This window comes from Kitasatospora sp. NPDC049258, assembly GCF_040678895.1.
Lineage (GTDB): Bacteria > Actinomycetota > Actinomycetes > Streptomycetales > Streptomycetaceae > Kitasatospora.
In genome coordinates, this window is sequence record NZ_JBFAQT010000007.1 from 19,776 (window position 1) to 36,939 (window position 17,164).

The window sequence follows — 17,164 nt, forward strand, 5'->3', positions numbered from 1 at the left end:
GGCTCCGGGCACGCCGGCCCGCAGCCCTCCCCCACCGACCCCAACGGCGGTGGCCGTCACTGGCGCCGCGGGGCGGCTGTCAGCCCCCCGGCCCGGTCGAACAGGCACCGATAATCCACGCCGGACCGGGGTCAGTCAATGAACTTCGTTGGCCCAAAATGGAGATGACGCATGGTCAGCGCCCCGGCGCGGCACCCCGGCGGGGGCCGGACGCCCGCTCCGACCTCGCCGTTTTCAGCTGACGGCGGTGCCACACTCATCCATCCAGGTTCACGGAATTTCTTCCGCCCCACCACCCCCGGGGGCCACTGACCCATGTGCACGCACTGCACAGGAAACGCCCCGCCCCCGGGCGTACGCTGAGGTGGTTCAACCCCGTCGGTCCCTCCGTTCGAGATCAAGGGGGTGGGAAGATGCCTGGTCCCCCCGGACGCAACACTCCGCCTCCGCCCGCCGCGCCCAGCGTGGTCGGCTCGGGAGCCGGCGAGAAAGGCCTGAAGACCGGTGCCCTCGGCCTGGTCTCCTCGGTGGCCATCGGCCTGGCCTCCACCGCGCCGGCGTACAGCCTGGCCGCCACCCTCGGCATCATCGTGGTCGGGGTCGGGCTGCAGGCGCCGATCATCACCATCCTGGCGTTCATCCCGATGCTGCTGATCGCGTACGCCTACAAGGAGCTGAACGCGGCCGACCCCGACTGCGGCACCACCTTCACCTGGGCGGCCCGGGCCTTCGGCCCGCGCACCGGGTGGATGGGCGGCTGGGGCATCGTGGTCGCCGACATCATCGTGATGGCCAACCTGGCCCAGATCGCCGGTGTCTACGGCTTCCAGCTGTTCGGCTTCGACGGGCTGGCCCAGAGCACCGTCTGGACCACCGTCGCCGGGGTGATCTGGATCATCGTGATGACGGCGATCTGCTACGTCGGCATCGAGATCTCCGCCGCCCTCCAGCGCTGGCTGCTGTGCATCGAGGTCGTGATGCTGGTGCTGCTGTCGGTCACCGCGCTGGTGAAGGTCTACGGCGACCACCCGCCGGAGACCGCGCTCCACATCAGCGGCTCATGGTTCAACCCCTTCGAGGTGCCCTCGGCGAGCGCCTTCACGGCCGGCGTGCTGGCCGCCGTGTTCATCTACTGGGGCTGGGACACCGCGGTCTCGGTCAACGAGGAGACCGCCGACGCGGCCCGCACCCCCGGCCGCGCCGCCGTCATCTCCACCGTGCTGCTGCTGCTGATCTACGCCCTGGTGTCGACCTCCGCACAGGCCTTCGCCGGCATCGGCACCGACGGGATCGGACTCGGCAACGAGGACAACTCCGGGGACGTGCTGTCCTCGCTCGGCGGAGCCGTGTTCGGCAGCGCCGGGCTCGGCTGGTTCCTCACCAAGCTGCTGATCTTCATGGTGCTGACCTCCTCCGCCGCCTCCACCCAGACCACCATCCTGCCGACCGCCCGGACCACCTTCTCGATGGCGGCGCACAAGGCCATCCCGCGCCAGTTCGCCCGGGTCCACCACCGGCACCTCACCCCGACCTGGTCGACCATCGCCATGGGCCTGGCCTCGATCGCCTTCTACGTCCTGCTCACCGCGATCAGCGGCAACGTGCTGGCCGACTCGATCGCCTCGGTCGGCCTGGCGATCGCGTTCTACTACGGCCTGACCGGCTTCGCCTGCGTCTGGTACTACCGCCGGGTGCTGACCCGCAGCGTGCGCGACTTCGTCTTCAAGGGCCTGGCACCCCTGCTCGGCGGCCTGATCCTGCTGTACTTCTTCTGCTACGCCGCCTTCGACGTCTACGCCGACCCCGACTACGGCTCCACCTCCATCAACCTGCCGGGCATCGGCGACGTCGGCGGGGTGACCGTGATCGGCATCGGCGCGCTGCTGCTCGGCGTGATCCTGATGCTGATCCAGTGGGCGGTCGACAACTCCTGGTTCCGGCACCCGGACGTCCCGGTGGGCACCGCGGACCCGGCCGACGCCGACCCCGCCGTCAAGAGCTGAGGCAGCCATGAGGATCCTGCTGGTCGGTGCCGGCGGCGTGGGCGGCGCGGCCGCCCGGATCGCGGTCCGGCGGCCGTTCTTCGAACGCTTCGTGGTCGCCGACTTCGACCCCGCGCGGGCCGCGGCGGTGGTCGCCTCGCTGGCCGGCCAGGCCGGCGCGGAGCGCTTCCGCCCGGCCACCGTCGACGCCTCCGACCCGGCCGGCGTCCGCGCGCTGCTCGCCGAGCACCGGTGCGACGTGCTGTTCAACGCCACCGACCCGAGGTTCGTCCCACCGCTGTTCGAGGCCGCCCGGGCCGCCGGCGCGCACTACCTCGACATGGCGATGTCACTCTCCCGGCCGCACCCGGAGCGCCCGTACCAGGAGACCGGCGTCAAGCTCGGCGACGGCCAGTTCGCGCAGGCCGAGGCCTGGGAGGAGGCCGGGCTGCTGGCGCTGTGCGGGATGGGCGTCGAGCCGGGCCTGTCCGACGTGTTCGCCCGGCACGCCGCCGACGAGCTGTTCGATCGGATCGACGAGATCGGGATCCGGGACGGCGCCGATCTCACCGTCGAGGGCTACGAGTTCGCCCCCTCGTTCAGCATCTGGACCACCATCGAGGAGTGCCTCAACCCACCGGTGGTCTTCGAGCGCGGGCGCGGCTGGTACACCACCGAGCCGTTCAGCGAGCCCGAGGTGTTCGACTTCCCGGAGGGCATCGGCCCGGTCGAGTGCGTCAACGTGGAGCACGAGGAGGTGCTGCTGGTCCCGCGCTGGATCGACGCCCGCCGGGTCACCTTCAAGTACGGCCTGGGGCGGGAGTTCATCGAGGTGCTCAAGACCCTGCACCTGCTCGGCCTCGACGCCACCGACCCGGTCACCGTCCGCAGCCCGGACGGCCCGGTCCAGGTCTCCCCGCGCGACGTGGTGGCCGCCTGCCTGCCCGACCCGGCCACCCTCGGTGACCGGATGCACGGCAAGACCTGCGCCGGCACCTGGGTCCGCGGCACCAAGGACGGCCGCCCGCGCCAGGTGTACCTCTACCACGTGGTCGACAACGCCTGGTCGATGCGCGAGTACGGCTCGCAGGCGGTGGTCTGGCAGACCGCCATCAACCCGGTCGTCGCGCTCGAACTCCTGGCCACCGGCGCCTGGTCCGGCACCGGTGTGCTCGGCCCCGAGGCCTTCCCGGCCCGCCCCTTCCTCGACCTGCTGACCGCCTACGGCTCGCCCTGGGCGCTCCGCGAGGAGACCCCGGCTCCGGCCTGAGGCCCGCCGGGGCGCCCGCGCCGCCGCCCGGCTGCGCCGGGGTGCGCCCAATTGGTCACGGACGTTCGCCTGTACGAAAGATCCCCTTGGTCAGCCGCACGCTCCGGCCGGACACAACGTTGGCATGCGAGTCGCCATCGTCACCGAGTCCTTCCCTCCTGAGGTCAACGGCGTCGCCCACAGCGTGCTGAGGACCGCGGAGCACCTGGTCAGGCGCGGCCATGAGCCGCTGGTCATCACCCCGGCCCCGGCCCGGGGCGCCCACTGCCCGCCGCACTCCTTCGGCCCGGACTCGACCCCGCTGCCGGTGGTGCGGGTGCCCTCCGTCCCGCTGCCGGGCTACCCGCAGGTCCGGGTGGCCCTGCCCAGCCGGCAGCTGGCCGCCGCGGTGGCCGCGCACCGGCCCGACCTGGTCCACCTGGCCAGCCCGTTCGTGCTCGGCGCCCGCGGGGCGCGGGTGGCCGAGCGGCTGGGGCTGCCCACCGTGGCCGTCTACCAGACCGACCTGGCCGGGTACGCGCAGGCGTACCGGGTCGGCCGCGGGATCGGCTCGGCGCTCGCCTGGGCGCGGATCCGGTCGGTGCACGCGGCCGCGGACCGCACCCTCGCGCCGTCCACGCCCGCCGCCCAGGACCTCACCGCGCACGGCGTGCCGCGGGTCCGGCTGTGGCCGCGCGGGGTGGACTCGGTCCGCTTCCACCCGGCGCACCGCGACGAGGCGCTGCACCGCACGCTGGCCCCGAACGGCGAGCTGCTGGTCGGCTACGTCGGCCGGCTGGCCCCCGAGAAGCGGGTGGACCTGCTGGCCGGGGCCTGCGGGCTGCCCGGGGTGCGGGTGGTGGTGATCGGCGACGGCCCGAGCGCCCCGGCGCTGAAGGCCGCGATGCCGAAGGCGCTGTTCCTGGGCCGGCGCACCGGCGCCGAGCTGGCCCGCTGCTTCGCCACCCTGGACCTCTTCGTGCACACCGGTCCGCTGGAGACCTTCTGCCAGACCATCCAGGAGGCGATGGCCAGCGGCGTCCCGGTGGTCGCGCCCGCCGTCGGCGGCCCGCTCGACCTGGTCGGGCACCACCGCACCGGGCTGCTGGTGCCGCCGCGGGACACCGGCGCCGTCACCCGGGCGGTCGCCGAGCTGGCCGCGGCCGGGCCCGAGCTGCGGATCGGCTACGGGCAGGCCGGCCGGGCCGACGTCACCGCGCGGACCTGGGAGGCGGTCGGCGACCTGCTGCTGCGGCACTACGCCGATGTGCTGGCCGAGCACCACGGCGCGCCCGTGCAGGCGCTGCACCCTGCGGTGGACCAGGCGCTCGACCCGACCGGCCCGGCCGGCCCCGGCCCGGTGCTCCCCGCCCCCGCGATCCCCGGCCAGCCGGTGCCCGCGGAGCTGCCCGAGGAGCTGCCGGCATGAGCGAGGCCCCGGACGGCCTGCGGATCGTGCGGGTGGCCAACTTCGTCACCCCGGTCTCCGGCGGCCTGCGCACCGCCCTGCGGCACCTCGGCGAGGGGTACCTGGCGGCCGGCCACCAGCCGGTGCTGGTGGTGCCGGGGCCGCGGGCGGCCGACGAGTGGACCTCCCAGGGCCGGGTGGTCACCCTGCCCGGCCGGCCGGTCCCGGGCAGCGGCGGCTACCGGGTGCTCACCGACCGGCGGGCCGTCGCCCGCACCCTGGCCGCGCTCGCCCCCGACCGGCTGGAGGTCTCCGACCGCACCACCCTGCGCTGGACCGGCGCCTGGGCCCGGGCCAACGGCGTGCGCTCGGCGATGGTCTCGCACGAGAGCGCGACCGGCCTGCTCGGCACCTGGGGCGTGCCGGCCGGCACCGCCCGCTCGCTGGCCGACCGGCTGAACGCGCGGACCGCGGCCGCCTACGACACGGTGCTGTGCACCACCGCCTGGGCCGCCGCCGAGTTCGAGCGGATCGGCGCCACGAACCTGGCCCGGGCGCCGCTCGGGGTCGACCTGGAGCAGCTGCACCCGGACCGGCACGACCCGGCGGTGCGGGCCCGCCACGCCGAGCCCGGCCAGCTGCTGCTGGTGCTCTGCTCCCGGCTGTCGCCGGAGAAGAAGCCGGAGCGGGCCCTGGAGGCGCTGGCCGTGCTGCGCCGCCGGGACCGCCTCCCGGCCGTGCTGGCGGTCGCCGGGGCCGGGCCGCTGCGCCGCCGGCTGGAGGCGCGGGCGGCCGAGCTGCGGCTGCCGGTGCGCTTCCTCGGGCACCTCGGCGGGCGCTCGGAGGTGGCGGCGCTGCTGGCCGCCGCGGACGTCGCGATCGCCCCCGGGCCGGTGGAGACCTTCGGGCTGGCGGCCCTGGAGGCACTCGCCTGCGGGACCCCGGTGGCGGTGAGCCGCTCCTCCGCGCTGCCCCCGATCGTCGGCCCGGCCGGCGCGGCGGCGGCCGACTCCGGGGTCGGGTTCGCGGACGCCGTACGGGAGTTGCTCGGCCGGCCGGCCGCCGAGCGGCGGGCCGCGGCACGCAGCCGGGCGGAGGGCTTCGGCTGGGATGCCGCGGTCGCGGGCTTCCTGACCGCGCAACGGGTGCCGCTGCCGGCCGGCCGGCGCAGGGCCGCGCCGTGACGACCGGCCGGGCAGAGCCGCCGGAGCGCGCCGTGACGGCGGTACGCTTCGCCGCCCTCGGCGACTCGATCACCGAAGGCGTGGGCGACCCGGTGCCGGCGGGCTGGCGCGGCTGGGCGGCGGTGCTCGCGCCGAGCCTGGCCGACGGCCCGGTGGAGTTCCGCAACCTGGCGAACAGCGGGGCGCTCAGCAACGACCTGATCGGCGTTCAGCTGCCGGCCGCGCTCGCCCTGCGCCCGGCCTACGCCGCCGTGCTGATCGGCGGCAACGACACCCTGCGGGCCGGGTTCGACATCGCCCGGACGGCCGGCCACCTGGACACCGCGCTGGCCGCCCTCACCGCCCACGGCAGCACCGTGCTCACCGCCTGCCTGCCCGACCCGGGCCTGCTGCTGCGGCTGCCGCGGCCGCTGGCCCGCCCGCTGGCCCGCCGGATGCGCTCGGTGAACACGGCCGTGCACACCCTCTCCGCCCGGTACGGGGCGGCCCACCTGCACCTCGCCGAGCTGCCCTGGCTGACCGAGCGCGCCCTGCTGAGCGTGGACCGGCTGCACCCGAGCGCGGTCGGGCACCACCGGATCGCCGGGGACTTCCACGCCCTGCTGAGCGCCTCGGGCCACCGGCTCGGCCCGGCCCCCGCCCCGGCCGCGGCCACCGCCGCCCCGGGCTTCGTCGCGGACCTGCGCTGGATGGCCACCCAGGGCACCCGCTGGGTGGCCGCCCGCTGCACCGACCTGCTGCCCGGCCTGCTGGCGCTGGCCGCCACCGAGACCGCCCATCTGCTGGCCGGCACCGCCGACCGGCTGGACGCCCGCGCGGCACGGGCGACCGCCACCGCTCTGGCAGCCCTCGGGCCGGGCGGGGCGCGGCGACCGGCGGGTGTACGGACCGTCGCCGCGGTCCGCCGCGCCGGAGGGCCGAAACGTTTCGCCTGATTGCACCGGTGTTGCACTCTGCGGCGCTTGGAGTGCAAGGAGTGAAAGGTCACACCGTTTCGCTGTACAGCCCCACGTGAACGGGCTCTAACCTTCCCTCATGACGGTCTCGCCCGAAGGGCTCTCCCTGGCCGCCGAGTTCCCGGATGCAAGCCGTGAGCAGTGGCAGCGCCTGGTCGAAGGTGTGTTGCGCAAGTCCGGCAAGCAGGACGTGGCCGGCGCACAGGCCGAGGACGCCCTCGCCACCAAGCTGGAGGACGGCCTCACGGCTCGTCCGCTGTACACCGCCGAGGACGCACCGGACGGGGCCGGCTACCCGGGCTTCCCGCCGTTCGTCCGCGGCGGGCGGCCACAGGGCTCGGCCGTCGCCGGCTGGGACGTGCGCCAGCGCCACGCCCACCCGGACCCGCAGGCCGCCAACGAGGCGGTGCTCGCCGATCTTGAGCACGGGGTGAGCTCGCTCTGGCTGGAGCTCGGGCGCACCGGTGCGCCCGTCGAGGCGCTGCCCGAGCTGCTCCGGGGCGTGTACCTGGACCTGGCCGCCGTGGTGCTGGACGCCGGGGCGGACTTCCCGGCGGCCGCCGAGCGGCTGCTCGCGCTGTACCAGGAGCGCGGCGTGCCCGCCGAGGCCGCCACCGGCAGCCTCGGCGCCGACCCGCTGGGCCTGCTGGCCAGGACCGGGGACGACACCGCCACCACCGAGCGGCTGGCCGCCGCCGCCGCGCTCGCCGCCCGGCTGCACGACGGCTGGCCGGGGCTGCGCGCGATCACCGTCGACGCCCTGCCGTACCACGAGGCCGGTGCCTCGCCCGCCCAGGAGCTGGGTTGCGCGCTGGCCACCGGCGTCGCCTACCTGCGGGAGCTGACGGCCGCCGGGCTGAGCGTGGACGCGGCCGCCGCGCAGCTGGAGTTCCGGCTCGCCGCCGGCGCCGACCAGTTCCTCACCATCGCGGTCTTCCGGGCCGCCCGCCGGCTGTGGTCGCGGGTCGCCGAGGCCTGCGGGGTATCGCCGCAGGCCGCCGCCCAGCGCCAGCACGCCGTCACCTCGACGGTGATGATGACCGAGCGCGACCCCTGGGTGAACATGCTGCGCACCACCGTCGCCTGCCTCGCCGCGGGCGTCGGCGGCGCGGACGCGGTGACGGTGCTGCCCTTCGACAGCGCGCTCGGCCTGCCCGACGCCTTCGCCCGCCGGATCGCCCGCAACACCCAGGCGATCCTGCTGGAGGAGTCGCACCTGGCCCGGGTGATCGACCCGGCAGGCGGCTCCTGGTACGTCGAGCGGCTGACCGACGAGCTGGCCCGGGCCGCCTGGAGCTGGTTCCAGGAGATCGAGCGGGCCGGCGGCCAGCGCGCCGCGCTCACCTCAGGACTGGTCGCGGACCGGATCGGCGACACCTGGGCCCGGCGCTCCACCGCGCTGGCCCGCCGCCGCGAACCGATCACCGGCGTCAGCGAGTTCCCCAACCTGGGCGAGCAGCCGCTGGTCCGCGCCGCCGCCCCGGCCCGGCCCACCGGCGGCCTGCCCCGGGTCCGCCGCGCCGAGGCGTACGAGGCCCTGCGCACCCGCTCCGACCGCCACCTGGCGGCCACCGGCGCCCGGCCGCGGGTGTTCCTGGCCGCGCTCGGCCCCGCGGCCGCGCACACCGCCCGGCTGACCTTCACCGCCAACCTGCTCCAGGCCGGCGGCATCGAGACCGTGGTCGGCCAGGGCACCGACCCGGCCGCGCTGGCCGAGGCCTTCACCGCGAGCGGCGCCGGGCCGGCCGCGCTCTGCTCCGCCGACGCGCTGTACGAGGAGCACGCCGAGCCGGTGGCCGCGGCGCTCAAGGCCGCCGGCGCCACCCGGCTGCTGCTCGCCGGCCGTCCGGCCGCCGACCGCGAGCCGGGCTACCGGCAGGCCGGCGTGGACGAGTTCGTCTCCGCGGGCGGCGACGCGGTCGCGCTCCTCACCTCCCTGCTCGACCTGATCGGAGTGGCCCGATGATCCCCGACTTCACGGAGATCGGACTCGACCCGCAGGCCGCCCCCGCGGCCTCCGGCGAGCAGTGGCGGGCGGCCTGGCAGCAGGCCACCGGCAAGGACGTCGAGGAGTTGCTCTGGGAGACCCCGGAGGGGATCGGCGTCAAGCCGCTGTACGCCGCCGAGGACCTGACCGGGCTGGACTTCCTGGGCACCTACCCGGGCGTCGCCCCGTTCCTGCGCGGGCCCTACCCGACCATGTACGTCAACCAGCCGTGGACGGTCCGCCAGTACGCGGGCTTCTCCACCGCCGAGGAATCCAACGCCTTCTACCGCCGCAACCTGGCGGCCGGCCAGAAGGGCCTGTCGGTCGCCTTCGACCTGCCGACCCACCGCGGCTACGACAGCGACCACCCCCGGGTGACCGGCGACGTCGGCATGGCGGGCGTGGCGATCGACTCGATCTACGACATGCGCCAGCTGTTCGACGGCATCCCGCTGGACAAGATGTCGGTGTCGATGACCATGAACGGCGCGGTGCTGCCGATCCTGGCGCTCTACATCGTGGCGGCCGAGGAGCAGGGGGTGGCGCCCGAGAAGCTCGCGGGGACCATCCAGAACGACATCCTCAAGGAGTTCATGGTCCGCAACACCTACATCTACCCGCCGCTGCCCTCGATGCGGATCATCTCCGACATCTTCGCGTACACCTCGCAGAAGATGCCCCGGTACAACTCGATCTCCATCTCGGGCTACCACATCCAGGAGGCCGGGGCCACGGCCGACCTGGAGCTGGCCTACACCCTGGCCGACGGCGTGGAGTACCTGCGGGCGGGCCTGGGTGCCGGGCTGGACGTGGACGCCTTCGCGCCCCGGCTGTCGTTCTTCTGGGCCATCGGCATGAACTTCTTCATGGAGGTCGCCAAGCTGCGCGCGGCCCGGCTGCTGTGGGCCAAGCTGGTGAAGCAGTTCGACCCCCAGAACGCCAAGTCGCTGTCGCTGCGCACCCATTCGCAGACCTCCGGCTGGTCGCTGACCGCCCAGGACGTGTTCAACAACGTCACCCGCACCTGCGTGGAGGCGATGGCCGCCACCCAGGGCCACACCCAGTCGCTGCACACCAACGCGCTGGACGAGGCGCTGGCGCTGCCGACCGACTTCTCGGCCCGGATCGCCCGCAACACCCAGCTGATGCTCCAGCAGGAGTCGGGCACCTGCCGGGTGATCGACCCCTGGGGCGGCAGCGCCTACGTCGAGAAGCTGACCCACGACCTGGCGGCCCGCGCCTGGCAGCACATCCAGGAGGTCGAGGCGGCCGGCGGCATGGCCAAGGCGATCGACGCGGGCATCCCCAAGCTCCGGGTGGAGGAGGCCGCGGCCCGTACCCAGGCCCGGATCGACTCCGGCCGCCAGCCGGTGATCGGCGTCAACAAGTACCGGGTCGCCAACGACGAGCAGATCGACGTGCTCAAGGTCGACAACTCCTCGGTGCGCGCCCAGCAGATCGACAAGCTCCGCCGGCTGCGCGCCGAGCGCGACGAGGAGGTCTGCCAGGCCGCCCTGCGGGCGCTGACCCACTCGGCCGAGGCCGGCGCCAAGGGCGGCGGCTCGCTGGAGGGCAACCTGCTGGCGCTGGCCGTGGACGCCGCCCGGGCCAAGGCCACCGTCGGCGAGATCTCGGACGCCCTGGAGAAGGTCTACGGACGCCACTCCGGCCAGATCCGTACCATCTCCGGTGTGTACCGCGACGAGGCAGGACCGTCCACCGGGGTCGAGCGCACCCGGGCGCTGGTCGAGAGGTTCGAGGAGGCCGAGGGCCGCCGCCCGCGCATCCTGGTCGCCAAGATGGGCCAGGACGGCCACGACCGCGGCCAGAAGGTGATCGCCACCGCCTTCGCGGACCTGGGCTTCACGGTCGACGTCGGCCCGCTGTTCCAGACCCCCGCCGAGGTCGCCCGGCAGGCCGTGGAGGCGGACGTGCACATCGTCGGCGTCTCCTCGCTGGCCGCCGGCCACCTCACCCTGGTGCCCGCGCTGCGCGCCGAACTCGCCGCCGCCGGACGGGAGGACATCACCATCGTGGTCGGCGGCGTGATCCCCCCGCAGGACTTCGACGCCCTGTACGAGGCCGGCGCGGCCGCGGTCTTCCCGCCCGGCACGGTCATCCCGGACGCGGCCTACGACCTGCTGAAGGCACTGGCCGCCGACCTCGGCCACGAGCTGTGAGCCGCTGACGAGATGCCGCCGCGGACGATCGACCTCGACGCCTACGTCAAGGGTGTGCTGGACGGCTCGCGCGCCTACATCGCGCGGGCCATCACGCTGGTGGAGTCCACCCGCCCGGACCACCGGGTGCTCGCCCAGCGGCTGCTGGTCGAGTTGCTGCCGCACGCCGGCAAGGCGGTGCGGATCGGCATCACCGGGGTCCCGGGGGTGGGCAAGTCCACCTTCATCGAGGCCTTCGGCACCATGCTGACCGGCACCGGACACCGGGTCGCGGTGCTCGCCGTCGACCCGACCTCCAGCCGCACCGGCGGCTCCATCCTGGGCGACAAGACCCGGATGGAGCGGCTCGCGGTCGACCCGAACGCCTTCGTCCGGCCGTCCCCCACCTCGGGGACGCTGGGCGGGGTGGCCCGGGCCACCCGGGAGTCCATGGTGGTGATGGAGGCGGCCGGCTACGACGTGGTGCTGATCGAGACGGTCGGGGTGGGGCAGTCGGAGACCACCGTGGCCAACATGGTGGACTCCTTCCTGCTGCTCACCCTGGCCCGGACGGGCGACCAGCTGCAGGGCATCAAGAAGGGCGTGCTGGAGCTGGCCGACCTGGTCGCCGTCAACAAGGCGGACGGCCCGCACGAGCGCGACGCCAAGGCCGCCGCCCGCGAACTCGCCGGTGCGCTACGCCTGTTGCAGGCCCCGGACGCCGTCTGGACACCGCCGGTGCTGACCTGCAGCGGGCGCGACGGCAGCGGCCTGGAGGAGCTCTGGGAGCGCCTGCGGCAGCACCGGACCCTGCTGGAGGCCGCCGGCGAGCTGGCGGCCAAGCGGCGCGCCCAGCAGGTGGACTGGACCTGGTCGATGGTCCACGACCAGCTGCTCTCCGCCCTGCACGAGCACCCCGAGGTCCGGCGACTCACCCCGGGTCTGGAGCAGCAGGTCCGCGAGGGCACGCTGACCGCGACGCTCGCCGCGGAGGCGATCCTGGCGGCCTTCCGCGCGACACCGCCGCGGTAGCGCGCCGCCGCCCGGCGGCGTTTGCGGACTCCCGGCGGCGACGGCCGGCGCGGGGCATCCTGGGGGGAGTGCCCCGTACGCGCCCGGCAGAAGGAGCGCCCATGCCCATGCCCACGCCCCGCCCCGTACCGTCCTGGCTGTCCGACGCCGTCCTGTACCAGGTCTACCCGCAGAGCTTCGCCGACTCCGGCGGTGACGGGATCGGGGACTTCGCCGGCCTCGCCGCGCGCCTGGAGTACCTGGCCTGGCTCGGGGTGGACGCGATCTGGCTCAACCCCTGCTTCGCCTCGCCGTTCCGCGACGCCGGCTACGACGTCAGCGACTACCTGGCCACCGCACCGCGGTACGGCGACGCCGGAGCGCTCGCCGAACTCACCGAGCAGGCCGGCCGGTTGGGCATCCGGGTGCTGCTCGACCTGGTCGCCGGACACACCTCGGACCGGCACCCGTGGTTCCTGGCCGCCGCCGAGGACCCGGCCGACCACCGGTACATCTGGGCCGACCACCCCGCCGAGCGGTTCGTCGCCTCCCCGGGCGGGCGCCCCGGCTGGTACCTGCCGAACTTCTTCGACTTCCAGCCCGCGCTCAACTTCGGCTACGCCCGCACCGATCCGGCCGAGCCCTGGCGCCAACCGGTGGACGCCGAGGGCCCGCGCGCCAACCGGGCGGCGCTGCGCGCGATCATGGCGCACTGGCTGGGGCTGGGCGTGGCCGGCTTCCGCGTCGACATGGCCTCCTCCCTGGTCAAGGACGACCCCGGCACGGTGGAGACCGGCCGGCTGTGGACCGAGCTGCGCGGCTGGCTGGACCAGCGGCACCCGGACGCGGCACTGCTGGCCGAGTGGGGCGACCCGGCGCGGTCCGTCCCGGCCGGGTTCCACGCCGACTTCTTCCTCCAGTTCGGCGGGGACACCGACGGGCGCCCGCTGCGCTCGCTCTGGCAGAACGGCGCCGGCACCGACCAGGACGGCTGGCCGGCCGAACCCTGCTACTTCGACGCCGACGGCAAGGGCGACTTCGGCGTCTTCCTGGACGCCTGGCGCGCCGCCGACCGGGCCGTCGGCAGCGCCGGCCGGATCTCGCTGCCCACCTCCAACCACGACTTCTCCCGGCTGGCCTGCGGCCCGCGCACCCGCGACCAGCTCGCCCCCGCCTTCGCCTTCCAGCTCACCTGGCCGACCCTGCCCGCCATCTACTACGGCGACGAGATCGGCATGCGGTACGTCCCCGGGCTCCCCGACACCGAGGGCAGCACCCTCGGCCCGCGCTACAACCGGGCCGGCTCGCGCACCCCGATGCAGTGGGACGCCGGCCCGGGCGCCGGCTTCTCCACCGCCACCGACCTCTACCTCCCGCTCGACCCCGCCGCCGACCGCCCCGACGTCGCCACCCAGCGCGCCGACGAATCCTCCCTGCTGCACCAGGTCCGCCACCTGATCGCACTGCGCCGCACCCACCCCGAACTCGGCACCCACGGCGAGGTCGAGGTCCTGCACACCGGCTACCCCCTCGCCTACACCCGCGGCGACCGCTTCCTGATCGTCGTCAACCCCCGCCGCGCCCCGGCCACCCTCCCCCTCCCCACCCCGACCCCCCGCCGCGAACTCACCACCCACGGCATCCACCTCACCGACACCCACCTGCACGCCACCGGCTTCTCGTACGGCATCTTCGAACTCTGACCCGGGCCACCACACGGTCAGAGCTGGGCAGGGCCCTCGCCATCCGCTGGTGCGGTCTGCGCGCCGGCCGACCCCGATGACACGGCTCCCCCTCGCAGAACCGCAGCAAGATCGCGGCTCAGGTGAGCACGCTGGGCCGAGCTGCACCCCGCCATGAGCCGTTCGACCTGACGCATGATCAGGATGTCGCGAGCCAGCTTGGCCAGCCCGGCCAAGGTCGTCGAGGAAGCAAACACCGCGGCCACCACGTCAAGGTTCATCGCCGGTACTCCTCGCGGATCTGCCTGTCCAACTCCTGTTCGCTGATCAGGTTGTGCGGGATGGTGCAGGAGGGCTGGCGCCTGAGATATACGCGCCCCTGCCCCAGGTCGATCGTTCCCGGGAACTCCGCGGTGGAGCGAAGCCGATCGAGTCCTTGCGGAGTCGCTGCTACGCCGCTACGCCTCAGCCAGCGTTCGTACTGGTCCAACTCCCCACCGCAGCACCATTCGATGACGAGATCGCTCGTGCCGTGGCTGTAGGTGTTGGCCCAGCCGTGAGCGCCCGCGGCCGAGTTCACGATCCGGGGCCGCCGTAGCAGCCGGCTGAGCAGGAAGTCACGAGCCTCGACATCCTCGTCCGACCACCTCCTGTCCTCCCAGAGGGCGAGATCCTCCCGCTCACCGGGATCGAGGCTCCTCGGGCTGGACTTCCAGAGCGGGCGGTCACGCTCATGGTCAGCAGGAACGGCGAACGTGGATCCATTCGACTTCGCGAGCGTGACGCAGGCGCCGGTGGACAGGTCGTGCACGAGCGCCGTGGCGCCCTGAACCTTCGCGCGAAGGCCCGGCACGCCACGAAGTCCCCCGTAGTCGAGATCGAAGCGCGGCAACAGCTCGGCGAGCACCCGGTCGGCCATGTCCGAATCGAGCAGGAGCGTGAGGGCTTCGGCTGCGGGGACGGCCGTTGCCACACCGAAGAGCGCACCGTTGAGCTGATGGTCGCGCAAGGCGTTGGCAAGTACGTTCACCATGTACGCCTCGAAGCTGCGCTGTGCTCCGGACCATCCATCGGGAACCGGCTGGAAGCGGGAGATCAGCCCCTGCGCAGCCCAATCCCCGCAAGCCGTCAGCCGCGCACCGGTGGCCTTGGCACACTCACGCGCCGTGCGCACACGGTTGTTCCTGGTTACGGACATACGACACCCTCTATGCCGCCCCGGCTGCGGCGATAGGAGGCAGGTCGGTACATCCTGCTGACGACAGACTGAGCGGTGGACTCGTGAGAGTTCCTTCCCTCGCCACGGGAAAGCCGGGATCCCGAGGATGTCGAGGTGCGCCTCCGCACTGACGGAGGAAAACTATAACGCGACCCCGGCGCACGTGACGACCGGTCACCGCCCGCCGGTGGGTGCCACGGATCGGCCGACCCCTGCGCGACAAGCCGACCACACCGACGGATCAGCCGGTTGCCGCAACCATCGCATGATCGACTCGTTGGATGATCTGCAACGCACCACGCCGGGCGCGCTGCCCCTGCGAGCCGCCCCACCGGGAGCCGATCCGATGGACCGTCAGATACTGCGCCGCGCCGTCGAGTCCTCGGCCCGGGCCTTCGGCCGGGGTGCGGGTGGCCGGGGTGCGGGTGGGCTCGGTGACGCCGAGGCTTCGCTGGTGCGCCACTACGGGCGGCTGACCAGGATCGCGTACCTGATCCTGCCGGCCGGGCCCGACCGCAGGCGGCGGCTGCTGACCGCGCACGGGGTGGTCCAGCGGGCGCTGCCGGGCCGGGGCGCGGTGCGGGCCGAGGACCCGGAGGCGCTGTACGCCGCGCTGCGGGTGCGGGTGGTGCGCCGGGCGTTGGCCGCGGCCCGGCGGCCGAGGATCGGGCTGCTGCCCCGGGTCTGGGGGCTGCGGCTGTTCACCGCCGACGGGACGGCCGCCGAGCTGGCGGTGGACCGGGCCCTGGCGGCGCTCTCCCCCGCCGGCCGGGCCGCGTACGCGCTGCGCCGGGCCGAACAGCTGTCGCCCGACGCGACCGCCCGGCTGCTCACCGCCGCCGGGGTGCCGGAAGCGGGCGGCGCACTCCGCCAGGCGGACCGGCTGAACCTCGAATCCCCGCTGCTGCCGGAGGAGTTGGCCTCTTCGACCCGGTTCGACCCGTGCACCGTCCGGGTCCGCCCCGGCGATCTGCTGCGACGCCGGCGGACGGCCCGGCTGACGGTGGGCGGCGCGCTGGTGCTGGCGGCCTGCACCGCCTGGGCGCTGCCACTGCCGACCCCGCCCGCTCCCGCCCGCGGCGGCCGGCCGACCTCCGACGACCAGGTCCCGGCCGCGGGCGGCACCGCTCCGACCAGGGCGCTGCGGGCCGCGCCCGACCTCTGGCAGCGCACCGCCCGCCTCGACCTCTCCGCCTGGCCGGCCCGGGGCGACCTGCTCGGCGACGAGGAGCTGGTCGCCCGAGCCGTGGACGCCTGGCGGACCGGACACCTCCAGCTGGAGCCCGGCACCCCGCCCGGCCCGCCGATCAGCGCCCCGCACCTGCTGTTCGCCGGCCGCGTCGGCGGGGCGGCCGTGGTGCTGCTGTACGACGGCGGCCGGATCGCCCGCTACACGGACGGCCCGGCGGGCGGCCTGCTGCTGGCCCGGGCGGACGACTCCGACGTGGTCACCGGCGCCGCCGTGGTGCTGCGCCGCGAGGGGGTCAACTCCCGCTTCCTGCTGGCCCCCTGGGTGGAGAGCGCGGAGACCAGACTGCTGCGCGAGCCGAACTCCCCCGCCCGGGCCGTGGACCGCACCGACGGGCTGACCGTCCCCGTCCCGACCGGCACGCCCGGTGGCTGCCTGGACGGCGCGGTGCTCCAGCTCCGCTCCTCCCGGACGGTCGCCGAGAACCACGCCTTCCTGCTCGCCGACGTCGGCGGCCTGCTGCCCGCCCACCTGACCTACACCCCGCCGCCCCAGCAGGGCGAGGCCCGCTCCCCACGCGAGGCCACCGGCACCGACGCCCTGCTCACCTGGGCCCGCACCGCCTGCACCGTCCCCGAGCGGGCACCCGGCGTGAAGTCCCTGAACGCCTGGGCGTTCGCCCAGCAGCCGCTGCCGCGCCAGGCCGGCACCGCCACCTGGGTCTGCCTGCGCACCGACCGCTGGAACGGCACCGGCTCGGCCGCCACCGACCTGCTGCTCCCCGCCTCCCGACCGGACGACCCGGCCCGCCGCACCGCCCTCGCCGAGGGGCGCGGTTGCAGCCGCTTCGACCAGCACACCGTCGGCTGGACCAGGTGGCGTTCTCCCGACGGCCACGACTACCTGCTGGCCGCCGGCAGCCGCCGGGTCACCCGGTTCACCGTCACCGGCCCGCTCGGCGGCTCCGAACACCCGGCCCCCGACCACACCCTGGCCCTCGAACACCCACCCGCCGACCCGACCACCGTGACGGCCACCCTGGACGACGACACCCGGATCGGCCCGCTCTCACCCACGCCGTAGGACCGCGCCGCAGGACCGCGCCGCAGCGCCTCGCCCCGGGACCGGGGCCGGGCGC

General features: G+C 74.6%; 12 protein-coding genes. 10 read left to right on the forward strand and 2 right to left on the reverse strand.

Translation table 11 applies throughout. The features are described from left to right. Positions 1–413 precede the first annotated feature (413 nt). The 9 genes from AB0K43_RS08470 to AB0K43_RS08510 all read left to right on the forward strand — a co-directional run bounded on the left by AB0K43_RS08470 (position 414) and on the right by AB0K43_RS08510 (position 13,639). Positions 414–2,003, forward strand: coding sequence for an APC family permease (locus AB0K43_RS08470; RefSeq protein WP_363637183.1), 1,590 nt, complete (start codon positions 414–416; stop codon positions 2,001–2,003). A gap of 7 nt (positions 2,004–2,010) precedes the next feature. Then, a complete protein-coding gene (locus tag AB0K43_RS08475) occupies positions 2,011–3,252 on the forward strand; it encodes a saccharopine dehydrogenase C-terminal domain-containing protein (RefSeq protein ID WP_363637185.1) in 1,242 nt (413 codons plus the stop codon). 124 nt (positions 3,253–3,376) lie between these two features. Further along, positions 3,377–4,660, forward strand: coding sequence for a glycosyltransferase family 1 protein (locus tag AB0K43_RS08480; protein ID WP_363637187.1), 1,284 nt, complete (start codon positions 3,377–3,379; stop codon positions 4,658–4,660). Then, complete coding sequence (locus AB0K43_RS08485) at positions 4,657–5,823, forward strand: glycosyltransferase (protein WP_363637189.1); 1,167 nt, start codon at positions 4,657–4,659, stop codon at positions 5,821–5,823. The genes AB0K43_RS08480 and AB0K43_RS08485 overlap by 4 nt, the downstream gene beginning before the upstream one ends. A gap of 32 nt (positions 5,824–5,855) precedes the next feature. After that, positions 5,856–6,758: an SGNH/GDSL hydrolase family protein gene (locus AB0K43_RS08490; protein WP_363637191.1), complete on the forward strand. Its 903-nt coding sequence runs from the start codon at positions 5,856–5,858 to the stop codon at positions 6,756–6,758. Positions 6,759–6,858: 100 nt separating this feature from the next. Continuing rightward, positions 6,859–8,745 carry a methylmalonyl-CoA mutase small subunit gene (mutA, locus tag AB0K43_RS08495; protein WP_363637193.1) on the forward strand — a complete coding sequence of 629 codons (1,887 nt, stop codon included), beginning with the start codon at positions 6,859–6,861 and terminating at the stop codon, positions 8,743–8,745. After that, positions 8,742–10,946: a methylmalonyl-CoA mutase gene (gene scpA, locus AB0K43_RS08500; protein ID WP_363637195.1), complete on the forward strand. Its 2,205-nt coding sequence runs from the start codon at positions 8,742–8,744 to the stop codon at positions 10,944–10,946. Before mutA ends, scpA begins: the two co-directional genes overlap by 4 nt. 12 nt (positions 10,947–10,958) lie before the next feature. Next, positions 10,959–11,957, forward strand: coding sequence for a methylmalonyl Co-A mutase-associated GTPase MeaB (gene meaB, locus AB0K43_RS08505; RefSeq protein ID WP_363637197.1), 999 nt, complete (start codon positions 10,959–10,961; stop codon positions 11,955–11,957). 107 nt (positions 11,958–12,064) lie between these two features. Continuing rightward, entirely contained in the window at positions 12,065–13,639 is a 1,575-nt protein-coding gene (locus AB0K43_RS08510) for an alpha-amylase family glycosyl hydrolase (protein ID WP_363637524.1), read from the forward strand. Between the two features lie 17 nt (positions 13,640–13,656). Here the strand turns inward: AB0K43_RS08510 and AB0K43_RS08515 are convergent, their stop codons facing one another. After that, positions 13,657–13,899, reverse strand: a complete 243-nt coding sequence (locus AB0K43_RS08515) for a hypothetical protein (protein ID WP_363637199.1) — start codon at positions 13,897–13,899, stop codon at positions 13,657–13,659. Beyond that, entirely contained in the window at positions 13,896–14,792 is an 897-nt protein-coding gene (locus AB0K43_RS08520; protein ID WP_363637201.1) for a hypothetical protein, read from the reverse strand. The genes AB0K43_RS08515 and AB0K43_RS08520 overlap by 4 nt, the downstream gene beginning before the upstream one ends. A 391-nt stretch (positions 14,793–15,183) precedes the next feature. On the opposite strand from AB0K43_RS08520, the gene AB0K43_RS08525 reads away from it, so the two are divergent. Beyond that, a complete protein-coding gene (locus tag AB0K43_RS08525; RefSeq protein WP_363637203.1) occupies positions 15,184–17,109 on the forward strand; it encodes a hypothetical protein in 1,926 nt (641 codons plus the stop codon). Positions 17,110–17,164 lie beyond the last annotated feature (55 nt).